Source organism: Actinomadura sp. NTSP31, assembly GCF_041951385.1.
GTDB lineage: Bacteria > Actinomycetota > Actinomycetes > Streptosporangiales > Streptosporangiaceae > Spirillospora > Spirillospora napierensis.
Genome location: NZ_JBGNUT010000049.1, coordinates 1 through 15,078 on the forward strand (window position 1 = coordinate 1; position 15,078 = coordinate 15,078).

Annotated in this window: 13 protein-coding genes; 1 reads left to right on the plus strand and 12 read right to left on the minus strand. The window is 72.7% G+C overall.

The features are described from left to right. Window positions 1-611: 611 nt before the first annotated feature. The 9 genes from ACA514_RS45625 to ACA514_RS45665 form a co-directional block, all read right to left on the minus strand. Complete coding sequence (locus ACA514_RS45625) at window positions 612-1,553, minus strand: LamG-like jellyroll fold domain-containing protein (protein ID WP_375047762.1); 942 nt, start codon at window positions 1,551-1,553, stop codon at window positions 612-614. Window positions 1,554-1,618: 65 nt separating this feature from the next. Further along, entirely contained in the window at window positions 1,619-3,706 is a 2,088-nt protein-coding gene (locus tag ACA514_RS45630) for a PQQ-dependent sugar dehydrogenase (protein WP_375047763.1), read from the minus strand. Between the two features lie 88 nt (window positions 3,707-3,794). Further along, on the minus strand, window positions 3,795-5,057 hold the full coding sequence (locus ACA514_RS45635) for a hypothetical protein (protein WP_375047764.1): 1,263 nt from the start codon (window positions 5,055-5,057) through the stop codon (window positions 3,795-3,797). A gap of 37 nt (window positions 5,058-5,094) precedes the next feature. Then, window positions 5,095-5,898: a sugar phosphate isomerase/epimerase family protein gene (locus ACA514_RS45640; protein ID WP_375047765.1), complete on the minus strand. Its 804-nt coding sequence runs from the start codon at window positions 5,896-5,898 to the stop codon at window positions 5,095-5,097. After that, complete coding sequence (locus tag ACA514_RS45645) at window positions 5,895-7,025, minus strand: dihydrodipicolinate synthase family protein (protein ID WP_375047766.1); 1,131 nt, start codon at window positions 7,023-7,025, stop codon at window positions 5,895-5,897. Before ACA514_RS45645 ends, ACA514_RS45640 begins: the two co-directional genes overlap by 4 nt. Further along, entirely contained in the window at window positions 7,022-8,170 is a 1,149-nt protein-coding gene (locus ACA514_RS45650) for a Gfo/Idh/MocA family protein (RefSeq protein ID WP_375047768.1), read from the minus strand. Before ACA514_RS45650 ends, ACA514_RS45645 begins: the two co-directional genes overlap by 4 nt. A gap of 36 nt (window positions 8,171-8,206) precedes the next feature. Beyond that, complete coding sequence (locus ACA514_RS45655; protein ID WP_375047769.1) at window positions 8,207-9,010, minus strand: ABC transporter ATP-binding protein; 804 nt, start codon at window positions 9,008-9,010, stop codon at window positions 8,207-8,209. A 20-nt stretch (window positions 9,011-9,030) separates the two neighbouring features. Then, a complete protein-coding gene (locus tag ACA514_RS45660) occupies window positions 9,031-10,053 on the minus strand; it encodes an ABC transporter substrate-binding protein (protein WP_375047770.1) in 1,023 nt (340 codons plus the stop codon). A gap of 60 nt (window positions 10,054-10,113) precedes the next feature. After that, on the minus strand, window positions 10,114-10,983 hold the full coding sequence (locus ACA514_RS45665; RefSeq protein WP_375047771.1) for an ABC transporter permease: 870 nt from the start codon (window positions 10,981-10,983) through the stop codon (window positions 10,114-10,116). Window positions 10,984-11,115: 132 nt separating this feature from the next. On the opposite strand from ACA514_RS45665, the gene ACA514_RS45670 reads away from it, so the two are divergent. Continuing rightward, window positions 11,116-12,174, plus strand: a complete 1,059-nt coding sequence (locus tag ACA514_RS45670) for a LacI family DNA-binding transcriptional regulator (RefSeq protein WP_375047772.1) — start codon at window positions 11,116-11,118, stop codon at window positions 12,172-12,174. Window positions 12,175-12,186: 12 nt separating this feature from the next. Here ACA514_RS45670 and ACA514_RS45675 read toward each other — a convergent pair whose 3' ends face one another. The 3 genes from ACA514_RS45675 to ACA514_RS45685 are packed head-to-tail and all read right to left on the minus strand — an operon-like array spanning window position 12,187 to window position 15,065. Then, window positions 12,187-12,966, minus strand: a complete 780-nt coding sequence (locus ACA514_RS45675) for a hypothetical protein (RefSeq protein ID WP_375047773.1) — start codon at window positions 12,964-12,966, stop codon at window positions 12,187-12,189. Between the two features lie 3 nt (window positions 12,967-12,969). Further along, on the minus strand, window positions 12,970-13,764 hold the full coding sequence (locus ACA514_RS45680; protein WP_375047774.1) for a polysaccharide deacetylase family protein: 795 nt from the start codon (window positions 13,762-13,764) through the stop codon (window positions 12,970-12,972). Next, window positions 13,761-15,065, minus strand: a complete 1,305-nt coding sequence (locus ACA514_RS45685; RefSeq protein ID WP_375047775.1) for a polysaccharide deacetylase family protein — start codon at window positions 15,063-15,065, stop codon at window positions 13,761-13,763. The genes ACA514_RS45680 and ACA514_RS45685 overlap by 4 nt, the downstream gene beginning before the upstream one ends. Window positions 15,066-15,078: the final 13 nt, after the last annotated feature.

Here is a 15,078-nt window from a genome sequence, read left to right on the forward strand (position 1 = left end):
TCTTGGTCCGCTGGTTCGGGGGCGGTGGGGTGGCGCGACCGGGCGGGGCCGGCGGAGCCTGCCCCTAAGCGCTGCCTCTGGGGCCGCAGAGGCTCCAAAGTCAAGGGTGGACGAAGTCCATCGCGAAGCGACGCCGAAGGCGCCCTTGACTTTGGAGGGGCGGCCCCGTACGCCAGCGCCACCCCACCGCACGAACGCCCTTCTTGCCTCTCCGCGAATACTGAATACTCCTCCTGCGAGGCTGCGCCCGCATGTTCAGGTTCATGCTCGGCAGCACGCGTCCGCGATGGACTCACTGATCCGGCGGCTGATCGAGGAACCCATGGCGAAGGCGCGAGCCGTCTTCGATGGCCTGGGAGCGCGCCTCCGCGCGGGAAGGCCCTGATCACCGGTTGCGTGCGGGAAAGAGGCCGAAGGGGGCGAGGCAGCCGCCGCATTGTCTGCATCTGCGAGTCGGCGATGTGGCGCAGCGGGGGAGCGGGCGACTTACTCGTCGACGTCCAGGCCGGGCGGCGGGAACGCTTTGACCGGGGCAAAGGCAGCCGGGCATGGCGCATGGCTAGGGCCGCCGGCGCGTGCGGGAGGGGCGTGCCGGCGGCCCGGGGTGAGGGTCAGCGTTTGGCGATGCGGTATTGGAGCTGCGCCTCGCGGGGGGTGACGGCGCGGTCGAGGAACATCAGGCCGTCCATGCGGCAGTTGCAGGGGTTCTTCTCGCTGGTGTTCTGCGGGTAGCTGCCGCCGATCTTGATGCCGCGCGGGTCGGTGGCGGAGGTGAGGTGCGGGCTGGGCGTGCCCTGCAGCTTCCAGGGGTCGCCGGAGACGGTGTAGAAGCCGTCCACGGGCTCGCCGTCCTTGTAGAGGGCCATCTTGCCGGTGTCGTAGTCGAACGTGGCGGCGAGGTGCACCCAGGTGTTCTGCGGCAGGAGGGTGTGCCAGTCGTCGCTCGCGGCGAACGTCTGCGAGCTGCCGCCGTCGATGCGGCGGCCGAGGGCGACCAGGCGCATGGTGCCGGAGACGTCGATGATCTCCAGCAGGGCGCGGACGGCGTGGCCGTCGGAGTCGCCGGTCAGCACCCCGAGGAGGCCGACGGCGTTGTAGACGTCGTCGGGGTTCGCGGTCTCGGTGTTGGGCGACGGGTTCGTGCCGGTCATCTTGAACCAGCCGGCGACGGTGGCGCCGCGGACGGCGTTGAACGCGCGCAGCGACGGCACGCCGGACGCGGAGTAGACGCCGGCCTTCCAGTCGTCGTTGCCCTTGGCGGCCGGGTTCACCTGGCCGAGCTGGATCGCGTGCCGGCGGGCGCCGTCCCGGACGCGCATCGCGGCGCCGCCGTTGATGAGGCCGATGGTGGTGCCGGAGCGGCCGAGGTCGCGTTCCTGGGCGGCGTCCCCGCGGACGGGGTGTTCGAAGTCGTAGTAGGAGACGAGGTTCTTCTTCAGGGACGGGGCGACGCCCGGCGCCGGGGACGCCTGGGCGGGGGTGGCGAGTGAGGCGGCGACGACGGACGCGCCGAGCAGGGCGGTCGCGGCCGTGACGCGGCGGCGGAGCAGCATGGAGGGTCTCCTTCGGGTGGCCCCCGGGGCGGGCGGGACCGGGCCCGCCCGCCCCGGGGAGGCCGTTACTGTGCCGGGGTCGCGTGGACGGTGAGGTCGCGGAGCCGTCCGATGTTGTCGAACGACCCGAACCCGACGCGTCCGGACGTGAACGTCTTGTCGAGGGCGGTCATGGCGGGACGGGTGGAGCCGTCCACGTAGACCGCGATCTCGCCGGTGCCGGCGCAGTGGGTGACGCGGACGCGGTGCCAGTCGGCGTCGGTGATGGTCGGCGGGGCGCCGTGCGAGCGGTTGGCGTTCCACTGCTGGTCGATGCGCAGCCGGTCCGCTCCGTTGACGACGAAGATGCCGTTGTGGGGGTAGATGCTGTTGTCGGTGGACAGGTGCGTGTAGTAGAAGTGCGTGTCGTCCTGGTAGCCGAAGACGATGATGACGTCCCGGTTGATGATGTCGACCGGGGTGTCGAGCCGCACTTCAGCGTCGATCTTGGTGGAGCCGAGCACCGGGCCGGACTTCAGCACCGCGTACTCGAAGGGGCGGCGCGGGCCGGGGCGCTCGGAGCCGGCCTCGGCGAGGACGACCTCCTTGCCGGGGAACTGCCACTTCGACGGGGTGACGGGCGCCCAGTTGTCGGCGGCGGTGACGCGGCTCTCGCGGATGTCGTTCGGGCGGCAGCCGGCGTAGCCCTTGGTGCCGACGACCTTCCAGATCTTGCCGTTGGCCTTGGCGAGCAGGTAGGGCTCGCCCTTGGCGTCCGAGCCGTAGCGCAGGTCGACGCGGTCGTTGCCGGCGAGCTGCTTCATCGTGACGGGGTTGCCCTGGGTGTCGTAGGCGGCGAGCGAGTAGATCTGCGCGCGGTGCTTGCCGGCGGGGTCCCGCTTCATCTCCGACTCTTCGGTGTACATGAGCCGGCCGTCGACGATGTCGGTGAACAGGTACTTACCGCGCAGGGCGGGGAGGGCGGCACCGCGGTAGACGTAGCCGCCGGAGATCGCGTGCCCGGTGTCGCTGGTGCAGTTCCAGTCCGCGGGCGGGTCGTGGTCGTAGGCGGCGACCGGGTAGTCGTAGTTGTTCTTGGCGTCGTCCGCGGGCAGCGGGTACAGGTGGCAGCGGTCGTCCTTGCGGAAGGTGAACGCGCCCTCGCGCTCGCTCCAGCCGATGTTGTCGCCGGACTTCACCTCGTGGATCGACTCGATCTCGTGCTCGCCGATGTGGGCGAGGAACATGCGGTGCGTGCCGCCGGTGTCCCAGCTGAAGCGGTGCGGGTCGCGCATGCCGTAGGCGTAGATCTCGCCGACCTTGCCGGACTGGCCGGCGAACGGGTTGTCGGCGGGGATGCCGTACTTGCCGTTCGCGGAGTCGGTCCCGGCCGGGTCGATCCGCAGGATCTTGCCCTGCGGGACGCCGAGGTTCTGCGGGTCGCCGCCGTTGTCGCCGACGTTGCCGTTGCCGCCGTCGCCGACGGACATGTAGAGCTTGCCGTAGTCGGCGGTGCCGGGCTTGGCGTTGGGGTTGAAGTCGATCTGCTGCAGGTTGTGGATGCGTCCGGCGAAGCCGATGCGCAGCAGCTCGCGGTGGGTGCCGTGGAAGGTCTGCGCCTTCGGGTCGTCGGCGGTCCACTCGTCGACGACGCCGTGGAAGGCGGTCTTGGGCTGCGCCGTGAGGTCGGGGGTCCTGGTCGTGAGCGCGTTCCCGGCCTCGACGTGCGTGGTGTAGAACTTGCCGTTCTTCTTGAAGTCGGGGTGGAAGGCGACGAACCCGAAGCCCTGGCCGAGCCCCTGCGCGGAGAAGAAGTCGGGGAAGGTGCCCTTGACGTCCAGGTAGACGTGCGACTTCCCGGTCTTGTCGAGGAAGTACAGGTTGCCGTTCAGGTCCGGGACGTAGAGCCGGCCCGAGTGGTCGGGGAGCTCACCGACGTGGTTGATGCGGTTCCAGCGGTCGAGCCGCGGGTCGGTGGGCGGCGCGGAGGGTTGCGACTTGGGCAGTTGGGCGACCTCTTTGAGGACGAGGCCGAGTCCGGACGGGGCGGGGTCGTCGGGGATGGGGTCGAGGATCGGGGCGTCGTCGCGCGCCTGCGCACCGGCGGGGAGCACGGTGAACAGGGCGGCGAGCAGCGCCAGGGTCGTCAGCAGGCACCATCTCAGTCTTGTCATTCCGGCCGTCCAGTGTGGGGGGATGGGAAGGGCAGGAAAGCGCTTTCTGGAAGCGCTTTCACGAACGTACGACCGGCGCCCGCCTGCGTCAAGAACGAATGCGGAGCCGATTCCCGGATCGAAGTGGCAGGTGGCGGACGAGCAGGGCGTGCACGAGCGTCGCGGCCGCCGACACCGCGAGACCGGCCGGCGCCGCCGCCGCGTGGCCGGCGAGCGTCAGCGCGACGGCGAGCACCGCGCCCGGCGCCCAGATCCACGTCCGGACGGGACGGGCGGGCCGTCCCCGCCGGCGCCGCGCCGCCTCGGCGGCCATCGGCGGGACGAGCGCGGGCAGCGCGGCGGCCAGCACCGTCAGCCAGTCGAGCAGCATCCGGTCGACGCGCAGCGCGGCCAGCACCGCCCCGGGCACCGCGACCGCCAGCACGCCCCACACCGGCGCGCCGGCCCGCCCGCCGGGCGGGAGGAAGCGGCGGACGGCGAGGGCGCCGGAGTGCACGGTGGCGAGCGTCGGCGCGACCACGGACGCGGCGACGAACAGGTTCGCGGCGGGCAGCCCGTCCGGCCCGGCCAGCACCGCGACGACATCGGTGGAGCCGCTGGCCGCCGCGACGCCCGCGCCGACCACCGACGCGGCCAGCGCGGGCCCGACCAGCAGCGCGACGCAGGCCGCGAGGTCGCCGCGGCCGCGCAGGCCGGCGGTGAAGTCCGGCGCCCGCACGGCGAACACCGCGACGTAGCCGATGTAGCCGGCGAGGTCGGCGGCCAGCCCGGCGAACGGGCCGTCCCGCGCGAGCGACACCGGGGACGCGGGCGGAGGGAGCTTCACCGCGACGATCCCGATCAGCGTGATCGCGGTCAGCGTGGTGACGACCGCGACCGCGTTCCACCGGCCGCCGCCCGCGAGGAGGAGCGCGACCAGCGGGACGGTCAGCGCGCAGACGCCGGCCGCGTCCGGCAGCCCCGTGAGCGCGGCGAGGGCCGCGCCGCCGAGCCCGACGTTGAACCCGAACCAGCCCGCCATCGCGACCGCGAGCAGCGCCGTGAACGCCCGCTCGGCGACCGGCGGCAGGTAGCGCGGCGCGAGCCCGGCCATGCCGGTGCCCTCGCCGGCGGGCGGCCGCAGGCCGAGCCGTCCCTGCGCGGCGAGCAGCGCGGTCATGACGGCCCCGCCGACCGCGAGCACGGCGACGGGCAGCGCGCCGCCGTGCCGTCCGCCGACCTGCGCGCCGAGGACGAGCGCGCCCGGCGCCGTGCCGATCCCGAGCCAGGCGCCCGACGCCGACCGCCACGTCCGCCCCCGGTCCGCCTCGGGCGCCGGGGCGCGGCGGGGCGTCGTGCCGTCCGCCGTCATGGCGGCGACTCACCGCGGGCGAAGGTTGCCCGGGGTGTCATTCGACGTGCTGGGCGAAGCGGGACAGGGCGAGGTCGAGGGCGGCCGGGCCGGGCATGGCCCACAGCTCGTCGTTGAAGATCTCCACTTCGATGGGGCCGGTGTAGCCGGTGGCGTCCACGGCCTCGCGGAACCGGCGCAGCTCGACGCAGCCGTCGCCGAGCATGCCGCGCCCGGTCAGGACGCCCTCGGGCAGCGGCGTCACCCAGTCGGCGACCTGGAACAGCGCGATCCGGCCCTCCGCGCCCGCGCGGGCGATGCCGTCCCACACCTCAGGGTCCCACCACAGGTGGTAGGTGTCGACCATGACGCCGACCTGGGACGGCGGGAACGGCGCGGCCATGTCGAGCGCCTGGGCGAGGGTCGCGACGACGCACCGGTCCGAGCAGTACATCGGGTGCAGCGGTTCGAGCGCGAGCTGGACGCCGTGCTCGCCCGCGTACGGCGCGAGCTCGGCGAGCAGGTCCGCGACCCGCGACCGGGCGCCGTCCACGTCCCGGGACCCCTCCGGCAGGCCGCCGCTGACCAGGCACAGCACGGGCGCGCCCAGCGCCGCGGTCTCCTCGATGGCGCGCCGGTTGTCCTCCAGGGCGTCCGGCCGCTGGAAGAAGCCGCCCCGGCACAGGGACGTGACCGCCAGGCCGTGCTCCTGGACGAGCTTGGCCGTGCGGGTCAGGCCGTACTCGGCGACGGGCTCCCGCCACAGGCCGACCCCGCGGACGCCGGCGGACGCGCAGCCGGCGAGCAGGTCGGGCATGGGCCAGTGGCGGGTCGTCCACTGGTTGAGGCTGAACCTGGTCATGCGGCTCCTTGGACGGTCAGCCAGGCGCGCATCCGGGTCGCCGCCAGGTCCGGGTCGGGGAAGAGCCCGGCCGCGTCGGCGAGCCGGAACAGCCGGGACAGGTGCGGGACGGACCGCGCCGACTCCAGCCCGCCGACCATCCGGAAGTGCCGCTGGTGCCCGGCCAGCCAGGCGAGGAAGACGACGCCGGTCTTGTAGTAGAAGGTGGGGGTCTCGAAGATGTGCCGGGCGAGCGGCAGGGTCGGCGCGAAGATCTCGTCGTAGGCGTCCGAGCCCTGGTCGAGGGCCTGCAGCGCGGCGGCGGCGGCCGGGGCGATCGGGTCGAAGATGCCGAGCAGCGCGTCGCTGTGCCCCTCGGCGTCCCCCTTGATCAGCTCCGGGTAGTTGAAGTCGTCGCCGGTGTAGAGCCGCACGCCGGCCGGCAGCCGCCGCCGGAGCGCGATCTCGCGGCCGGCGTCCAGCAGCGAGATCTTGACGCCGTCGACCGCCGCGGCGTGCTCGCGGATCAGCGCCAGGACCGCGTCGGTGGCGGCGTCCAGGTCGGACGAGCCCCAGTAGCCCTCCAGCGCCGGGTCGAACATCGGGCCGAGCCAGTGCAGGACGGCCGGGCGCCGCAGCTGCGACAGCAGCCGCCCGTACACCGCCGCGTAGTCCTCCGGCCCGCGCGCGGCGGCGGCGAGGTGGCGGCTCGCCATCAGCACCGGGACGGCGCCAGCGCCCTCGATGACGGCGAGCTGCTCCTCGTAGGCGGTGGTGATCGCCTCCAGCGAGGCGGGGCCGGGCGGGAGCTGGTCGGTGCCCGCGCCGCAGACGATCCGGCCACCTACTGAAAGCGCTTCCTCACAGCTGCGCACGATGAGCTCGCGGGTCGTCGCCCAGTCCAGCCCCATGCCGCGCTGCGCGGTGTCCATCGCCTCCGCGACGCCCAGCCCGTACGACCACAGGTGGCGGCGGAACGCCAGCGTCGCGTCCCAGTCCAGCGAGTCGCCGAACGGGTCGGCGACCACGTGGGCGGCGGCGAAGGCGACCCGCGACGACGGCGGCCCCGGCGGCGGGGGATAGGCGCGCGGCTCGCCCATCGTGTACGGGACGAGCGTCCCGTCCGGCTCCGGCAGTTCGATCTTCATCGCCGCAGCTCCGGCACCTCGAGGCGGCGGCCCTCGCGCCACGCCTTCAGCCCCAGCTCGGCGAGCTGGACGCCGCGGGCGCCCGCGTAGAAGTCCCAGGCGAACGGCGCGTCCTCGGTAACGTGCCGCAGGAACATCTCCCACTGCGTCTTGAAGCCGTTGTCGAACTCGGTGTTGTCCGGGATCTCCTGCCACTGCGCGCGGAAGTCCTCCGTCGCCGGCAGGTCGGGGTTCCACACCGGCTTCGGCGTCATCGACCGGTGCTGGACGCGGCAGCGCCGCAGCCCCGCGACCGCCGAGCCCTCCGTCCCGTCCACCTGGAACTCCACCAGCTCGTCGCGGAACACCCGGGTCGTCCAGGACGAGTTGATCTGCGCGACGATCCCGCCGTCCAGCTCGAAGATCCCGTACGCGGCGTCGTCGGCGGTCGCCTCGTACGGCTTGCCGTCCTCGTCCACCCGCTCCGGGATGTGCGTCGAGCCCAGCGCCTGCACGGACCTGACCGGCGCGATCGCGTCGAGCACGTACCGCCAGTGGCAGAACATGTCGAGGATGATGCCGCCGCCGTCCTCGGCCCGGTAGTTCCAGGACGGCCGCTGCGCCTCCTGCCAGTCGCCCTCGAACACCCAGTAGCCGAACTCGCCGCGCACCGACAGGATCCGGCCGAAGAAGCCGCCGTCGATCAGCCGCTTCAGCTTCAGCAGCCCCGGCAGGAACAGCTTGTCCTGCACCACGCCGTGCTTGATGCCCGCCTCGGCGGCGAGCCTGGCGAGGCCGAGCGCGCCGTCCAGGTCGTCGGCCAGCGGCTTCTCGGTGTAGACGTGCTTGCCGGCCGCGACCGCCTTGCGGATCGCCTCGACGCGGGCGCTGGTGACCTGCGCGTCGAAGTAGACCTCCACGCCCGGACGGGCGAGCGCCTCGTCCAGGTCGGTCGTCCAGGCGTCCAGCCCGTGCCGCGCCGCGAGGTCGCGCAGCTTCGCCTCGGACCGGCCGACCAGGACCGGCTCCGGCCACAGGTCGGTGCCGTCCGCCAGCCGCAGCCCGCCCTGCTCGCGGATCGCGAGGATCGACCGCAGCAGGTGCTGCCGGTACCCCATCCGGCCGGTGACGCCGTTCATGACGATCCCGATGGACTTGCGTGCCATCCCGTTCCTTCCCAAGCCTTGTGAAGAGAGGCGTGTCTAGTCGAGCGCCGCGCCGGCGCCGAGGAGCTTGCGGATCCGGCCGGTGACGCGGGCGAACTCCGGCTGCGCCATGGTCTCGGCGTAGTCCCGCTTCGCCGGCAGGTCCACGTCGATGACCTCGGCGATCGTGCCGGGCCGGTCGGTCATCACCACGACCCGGTTCGCCAGGTACGCGGCCTCGGCGACCGAGTGCGTGACGAGCAGGACGGTGGTGCCGGTCTCCCGCCAGATCCGGTTCATCTCGATGTTGAGCTGCTCGCGGGTGAGCGCGTCGAGCGCGCCGAACGGCTCGTCCATCAGCAGGACGGGCGGCTCGTGCAGCAGCGCCCGGCACAGCGCGACCCGCTGCTGCATGCCGCCGGACAGCTCGTGCGGCAGCGCGTCCTCGAAGCCGGTCAGCCCGGTCATCTCGATCAGCTCGGCGGTGCGCTTGCGCGCCTGCTCGGCCGGCATCCTGCGCATCTCCGCCTGGAGCAGGATGTTCTTGCGGGCGCTGCGCCACTCCAGCAGCGCGGCCCGCTGGAACACGTAGCCGATGTCGGCGCGCGGCCCGGTGACCTGCTCGCCGCGCAGCCGGACGGCCCCGGTGGACGGCTTGAGCAGCCCGGCGACCAGCTTCAGCAGCGTCGACTTCCCGCAGCCGGACGGCCCGACGATCGCGACGAACTCCCCCATCGGGACGTCCAGCGACACCTCGCGCAGCGCGGTGACGTCGCGCTTCTTGCTGCGGAAGCGGACGGCCACCTCGTCGATCCCGACGGCGGAGGACTGCTCGGCCGCGGCCTGGTGCGGTTCGCTCATGGTCTTCATCGCCCGTCCCGTCATCCCTGCGCCGCCACCTGCGGCGACCAGTACTTCGAGGGCGCCTCGGCCTTGCCGATGACCCCGGTCTGCTGGAACAGCGCGATCGTCTGCTTCCAGTCGTCCTCGCTGTTGACGCCCGGCGCCTTGCCCTGCGTCGCCGGCGTGTGCAGCAGCGTGAGGGTGGTCTTGAACTGCTCGGTCACCACGGGGGTCGCGGGCAGCTGCTCGGACGCGCCGGCCATGCTCGCGACGGCGCCCGCCGGGTCGGCCTCGGCGGCCGCCCACGCCTCGCTGGTGGCCGCGGCCATCTCCTTGGCCAGGCCGCCGTCGCTCTTCAGCTTCCGCTCGCCGACGATCAGGCCGTTGGAGAAGAAGTTGACCCCGAAGTCGGCGTAGCGCAGGTACGACACCGGCTTGCCGGACTTGGCGGCCACCGTCGGGCCCTGGTCGTTGGCGAAGCCGACCAGCCCGTCGGCCTTGCCGGAGATCACCGCGGCGATCTTCCCGGCCGGGTCGGTGTTCTGCAGCGGGACGTCGCCGTCCGACAGCCCGTTCTTCTTCAGGAACACCGGGAAGGTGCGCGAGAGCGCGTCGCCCGCCGTGATGGCGATCTTCTTGCCCTTGAGGTCGGCGGGCTTCTTGAGGTTCTCGGACGAGAACGCCTGCACCGACGCGGGCGTGGTCTGCAGGAACACGCCGATGCTCTTGATCGGCATGCCCTTGTCGACGGCGGCGAGCAGCGCCGGGGTGTCGGCCCAGCCGAAGTCGGTCTGGCCGGCGCCGGTCGCCTGGACGGTCTTCTGCGAGCCCTGGCCCGCCTTGATCTCCAGGTCGATGCCGTGCTTCTCGTAGATGCCCTTCTTCTTGCCGAAGTAGAAGGGCGCGTGCTCGCCGTAGGGGTACCAGTTGAGGGTGAGCGTGACCTTCTTCAGCTTCTTGCCCGAGGCGCTGGTGCTCTCGTCGGAGCCGCCGCCGCAGGCGGCGCTCGCGAGCGCGACGGCCGGAGCCAGGACGGCGGCGGCGAAGACGCGGAGTTTCATGGGACGGTCCTCCATAGGTGGGGTAGGTCCCGGCCGGCGGGCCGGGTTCGTGGAGGCGGGTCAGTAGGTCGTGGTGACCGAGTCGCCGCGCCGGCTGGCGTGCCAGGGGAGCAGCAGCTTCTCGGCGATCTCGACGACGACGAAGAGCACGACGCCGATGGCGGACATCACCAGCAGCCCGGCGAACAGCATGGGGGTGTCGATGTTGCCGTTGGCCTGCAGGATCACGTAGCCGAGGCCCTCGTTCGCGCCGACGAACTCACCGACCACGGCGCCGGTGACGGCCAGCGTCACCGCGACCTTCAGGCCGGAGAACAGGTGCGGCAGCGAGGCCGGGAGCCGGATCTTGGTGAAGGTGGCGTAGGCGCTCGCGCCCATCGTGGACGACAGCTCCAGCATCTCCGGGTCGACCGCCTTCAGCCCGGCGACCATCGAGATCACCACCGGGAAGAACGCGATCAGCACCGCGACGACGATCTTGGGGCCGATGCCGAAGCCGAGCCAGACCACGAACAGCGGCGCGATCGCGATCTTGGGGATGACCTGCGCGAACAGCAGGATCGGATAGAGGGTGCGCTCGACCGTCGCCGAGTACACCATGATCACCGCGGCGAAGACCCCGATGACCACCGCGAGCGCGAAGCCGATCAGCGTCTCGTAGGTGGTGACCCACGTGTGGTGCCAGATGTAGCCCCACTTGTCGCCCATCAGCCTCATCGTCGCCCACGGCGAGGGCACCAGGTACGCCTCGACCAGTTTGAACGCGGTGATCGCCCACCAGGCGGCGAAGCACGCCACCAGCAGCGCGACCGGCCGCCACGCCGACTCCAGCGCGTTCGCGATCCGCTCGCCGGTGCCCGGGCGGTCGCGTTCGACCACTCCCGCGGCGTCCGCCGCGGGCTTCGCGGCGGTTGTGCCCTGACTCACCATGGTTCCTCCGGACGGTGCCGAGAAAGCGCGTTCAGAAAGCGCTTTCTGAGGTACCGTAAGAACCGGCGCCCGGCGCGGTCAAGAGGGTCTTTCCAAACAGATCCGCCGCGCGGCGCCGCGATGAGGAGCGCGATGTCCGAGGCGGTGGGTGAGGAGCGCACCGGGGACCATGCGTACGTGACGCTGCAGGACGTCGCCCGGCAGGCCGAGGTGTCGCTGGCCACCGCGTCCCGCGTCCTCAACGGGACGTCGCAGGTCAGGGCGGACCTGCGGGAGCGGGTCCTGGCCGCCGCCGCCGAGCTGAGCTACACCCCGAACGCCCACGCGCAGGCCCTCGCCAGCTCCTCCAGCAAGGCCGTCGGGGTGATCTGCCACGACGTCAGCGACCCCTACTTCGCCGCCGTCGCCCGCGGCGTGATGCGCACCGCCGCCGAGCACGGGATGCTGGTCATGCTGGCCAGCACGTTCCGCGACCCGTCCCGCGAGATCGAGTACGTGGCGATGCTGCGCGCCCAGCGGGCCCGCGCGATCCTGCTGATCGGGTCCGGCTTCGAGGACCGCGACTGGGAGCGCTCGATGGGCGCCGAACTCGACCCCTACCAGCGCACCGGCGGACGCGTCGCGGTGCTCAGCCGGCACCGCAGCCTCAAGGTCGACGCCGTCCTGCCGCAGAACCGGGAGAGCGCGGGCGCGCTCGCCCGCGCGCTGCTCGACCTCGGCCACCGCGACTTCGCCGTGCTCACCGGCCCCCGCGCCCTGACCACCGTCTCCGACCGGCTCGGCGGGTTCACCGAGGCGCTCGGCGAGGCGGGCGTGCGGGTGCGGGAGGAGCACATCATCGAGGCGTCCTTCACCCGGGACGGCGGGTACCGGGCGGCGACCGAGCTGCTGCGCCGCGAGAACCGCCCGACCTGCGTGTTCGCGGTCACCGACGTGATGGCGATCGGCGCGCTCGCCGCATTGCGCGACCACGGCGTCGCGGTGCCGTCGGAGGTGTCGCTCGCCGGGTTCGACGACATCCCGATCGTGCGCGACCTGACCCCGCCGCTGACCACCGTCGCGCTCCCGCTGGAGGCGATGGGCGAGCGCGTCATGGGCCTCGTGCTCCGCGAGCCGGCCACCCGCCGCAGCCGCATCGAACGCGTCGCCGGCCACGTCATCCTGCGCGACAGCACCGTCCGCCCCCGCTGACCGCCTCCCCGGTCAGGAGAGGGGACGGGCGCGCAGGGACGCGAACTCGAACTCGCAGTTGTCGGCGCGCAGGCCGATCGAGCCGGGCCGGACGATCGGCGGGCCGTGCCGGCCGTCGTCCACCGCCTCCAGCAGCTCGCGGCCGTCCTGGTAGACGGCGATGGTGACCAGCGAGCGGCCGTTGGAGGTGATCCGGACGTCGAACGACTGCCACGCGCCGAGCCGGAACGGGTGCCGGGCCTGCGCGAGCGTGGCGTAGGTGCCGCCGTTCTCGGTGCCGCCGGTCAGCTTCTTCTTCACCACGACCAGCCCGTCCCGCCGGTTCAGCGACGCGACGTACAGCTCGGTCTGGTCCTGGCGGCGCAGCATCAGGTGGACGCCGTCGGTCGGCTCGGTCGGCGCCCGCCCGCCGCCGGGCACGAACCGCAGCGCCCGGATCCTCAGCGTCACCCGGACGTCGCCGAAGTCGGCGCGGCGGGTGTTCATCCGGAACACGCTCGACCCGGTCCCGGTGGACGAGCGGGCGTCCGGGGTGGCGAGGTCGGGCGGGCCGGACCAGCCGGCGCCGTCCCGGACGAAGAGGGATCCGCTGGTCACGTCCCATTGGGGGGAGCGGCGGGCGTCGGAGGCGCGGGGGTTCCAGTGCGCGTACTCGTTGGTGACGAGCCGGTCGCGCCCGGACGTGCGGGACGCGAAGCCGTCCGGCCCGTCCGTGCCGGACATGGACCAGATGGCCGGGGGGAGCGCGGCGACCGCGACGACGCTCGCGATGATGGTCCGCCGGGAGGCCATCGGCTACTCCGTGTCGAGGGCGGTGCAGAACCCCCGCGCGCGGAGCCCGGTGATGATCGCCGGGAGCGCCTTGATGGTGGCGGCGGAGTTGGCGACGCCGTCGTGCAGCAGCACCACCGAGCCGGGCACCGCCTGGCCGAGGACGGTGGCGGCGATGTCGGCGGGCCGCCGCCCGCGCCAGTCGTTGGTGTCGACCGACCAGCGGACGACCCGCAGCCCCAGCGTGCGGGCCTGGCCGTCCACGAGGCCGTCGGTGTTGCCGAACGGCGGCCGGAACAGGGTGGGCCGCGGCGCGCCGGCCCGCATGATCGCGGCGGTGGTGTCGGCGAGCTGGCGGTGCACGGCGGCGGCGTCGAGGTCGGCCATGTGCGGGTGGTCCCAGCTGTGGTTCTCGGCGAGGTGGCCGCCGGCGACGACCGCGCGGACCAGGTCGGGGCGCGCGGCGGCCTTCTCCCCCATGATGAAGAACGTGGCGCGCACGTTGTAGGCGCGCAGGACTTCGAGGACCTGCGGGGTGTAGACGTCGGGGCCGTCGTCGAAGGTGAGGGCGACGCGTCCGCGCCGGCACGCGTTGCCGGTGTCGGCGCTCTGCAGCATGTCGCGGGAGACGACGGTCCTGGCGCGTCCGGTGTCGGCGCTGCCGCGCTGCGGGAGCAGCGCGTCGCGCGCCAGCGGGACGATCGCGGCGAGCGCGAGGACGCCGAAGCCGAGTTCGGTGAGGTGCCGGCGGAGGTGCCGCCTGCGGCGGGCCGGACGGCCGGGCCGCGCGGGCCCGGCCGTCTCCTGGTGATCCGTCATGTGCCCTGGTCCGTGAGGGAGAAGTCGTCGACGACGAGGCTGCCGACTCCGGGCAGGGCGACGCCGAAGCTGAGGTTGGTGGCGCCGGCGGGGACGGCGGGGGTGGTGACGAGGGTCTGCTGCCAGGTGCTCGTCTGCGCGAGGGTGGGGCCGTTCGTCCAGAACGTCCAGGCGCCGGTGGCGTTGCGGTAGTAGATGCTCATCTTGGTGGTGACGCCGGACGACCAGGTGCCCTTGTACCAGACCCCGAGCTGGTAGGTGTGGCCGGGCGTGGCGGCGGGCGCGCAGGTCCCGGCGTCCTGCTTGGTGACGAGTTTGCGGTCGCCGTCGGTGCGGGCGGTGACGTCGACCCGTTCGGCGTACTGGCCGGTGCGGGAGTCGTTGGTCCGCGTCCAGGCGAAGGTGTTGGTGCCGTAGCCGCCGAGCTGGAAGCAGTCGGGGACGCCGCCGGTCGCGGCCTCCAGCGACGGGTTCTGCACGGTGGTGGGCGACGGCGGCCCGTTGACGGGCGGTTGCAGGCCGCCGCCGATGACCTGGTCGACCGTCTTCACGGTCGTGCCGTTCGCCGACCTCGGCGCCAGCCAGTTCAGGAAGGACGACAGGGTGGACGGGGTGACGGCGTAGGTGTCGTCGCAGCCGTTGCACACGTGGTGGATGACGAGCTGCACCCATCCGCCGCCGTGCGTCTCCGCCTGCGTGACGTAGCCCTGGAGCTGCGCGAGCGTCGTGCCCGTCTTGACGGAGTCGGGGGTCTGGGTGAAGTAGGCGTCCGCGGGCGGGACGGTCTCGGCGTACCCGCAGCCGTTGCAGCTGCCGGGCGAGACGACGCCGCCGACCGTCCGGGCGCTGTTGTAGCCGCAGTCGTGCACGACCTGCTCGGACGTGCTGTTCGCGTTCCCGTACGGGTAGGCGAAGTTCTTGACGGTGAAGCCCATGTTGAGCAGCGCGACGCGGTCGTCGCAGACCTGCCGCTGCTGCTCGGCGGTGGACAGGGTGGGCAGGTCGGCGTGCGTGATGGTGTGCCCGCCGATCTCGTTCCCGGCGGTCTCCAGCGCCGCGATCTCGGCCTGCGTCATGTAGCCGGACGTGCCGACCCGTGCGCTGTTGATGTAGTACGTCCCTTTCATCCCGTGGCTGTCGAGCGCGGGACGGGCGTTGTCGTACTGGTCCTGCGATCCGTCGTCGAACGTCAGCGACACGGCCGTGCCGGTGTCGGCGTGCGCGGGCGCGGGCGCCGGGACGAGGACGAAGGCGGTGACCAGGGCCGTGGCCAGGAGGAGGAGAAGGATTCGAGGAGGCATCGTCGGACTCCGT

Excerpts from the sequence above, each read along its gene's own strand:
- ACA514_RS45660 (WP_375047770.1), bottom strand. The coding sequence starts at position 10,053 with ATGAAACTCCGCGTCTTCGCCGCCGCCGTCCTGGCTCCGGCCGTCGCG.
- ACA514_RS45675 (WP_375047773.1), bottom strand. The coding sequence starts at position 12,966 with ATGGCCTCCCGGCGGACCATCATCGCGAGCGTCGTCGCGGTCGCCGCG.
- ACA514_RS45655 (WP_375047769.1), bottom strand. The coding sequence starts at position 9,010 with ATGAGCGAACCGCACCAGGCCGCGGCCGAGCAGTCCTCCGCCGTCGGG.
- ACA514_RS45625 (WP_375047762.1), bottom strand. The coding sequence starts at position 1,553 with ATGCTGCTCCGCCGCCGCGTCACGGCCGCGACCGCCCTGCTCGGCGCG.
- ACA514_RS45665 (WP_375047771.1), bottom strand. The coding sequence starts at position 10,983 with ATGGTGAGTCAGGGCACAACCGCCGCGAAGCCCGCGGCGGACGCCGCG.
- ACA514_RS45670 (WP_375047772.1), top strand. The coding sequence starts at position 11,116 with ATGTCCGAGGCGGTGGGTGAGGAGCGCACCGGGGACCATGCGTACGTG.
- ACA514_RS45650 (WP_375047768.1), bottom strand. The coding sequence starts at position 8,170 with ATGGCACGCAAGTCCATCGGGATCGTCATGAACGGCGTCACCGGCCGG.
- ACA514_RS45685 (WP_375047775.1), bottom strand. The coding sequence starts at position 15,065 with ATGCCTCCTCGAATCCTTCTCCTCCTCCTGGCCACGGCCCTGGTCACC.
- ACA514_RS45680 (WP_375047774.1), bottom strand. The coding sequence starts at position 13,764 with ATGACGGATCACCAGGAGACGGCCGGGCCCGCGCGGCCCGGCCGTCCG.
- ACA514_RS45630 (WP_375047763.1), bottom strand. The coding sequence starts at position 3,706 with ATGACAAGACTGAGATGGTGCCTGCTGACGACCCTGGCGCTGCTCGCC.
- ACA514_RS45635 (WP_375047764.1), bottom strand. The coding sequence starts at position 5,057 with ATGACGGCGGACGGCACGACGCCCCGCCGCGCCCCGGCGCCCGAGGCG.
- ACA514_RS45640 (WP_375047765.1), bottom strand. The coding sequence starts at position 5,898 with ATGACCAGGTTCAGCCTCAACCAGTGGACGACCCGCCACTGGCCCATG.
- ACA514_RS45645 (WP_375047766.1), bottom strand. The coding sequence starts at position 7,025 with ATGAAGATCGAACTGCCGGAGCCGGACGGGACGCTCGTCCCGTACACG.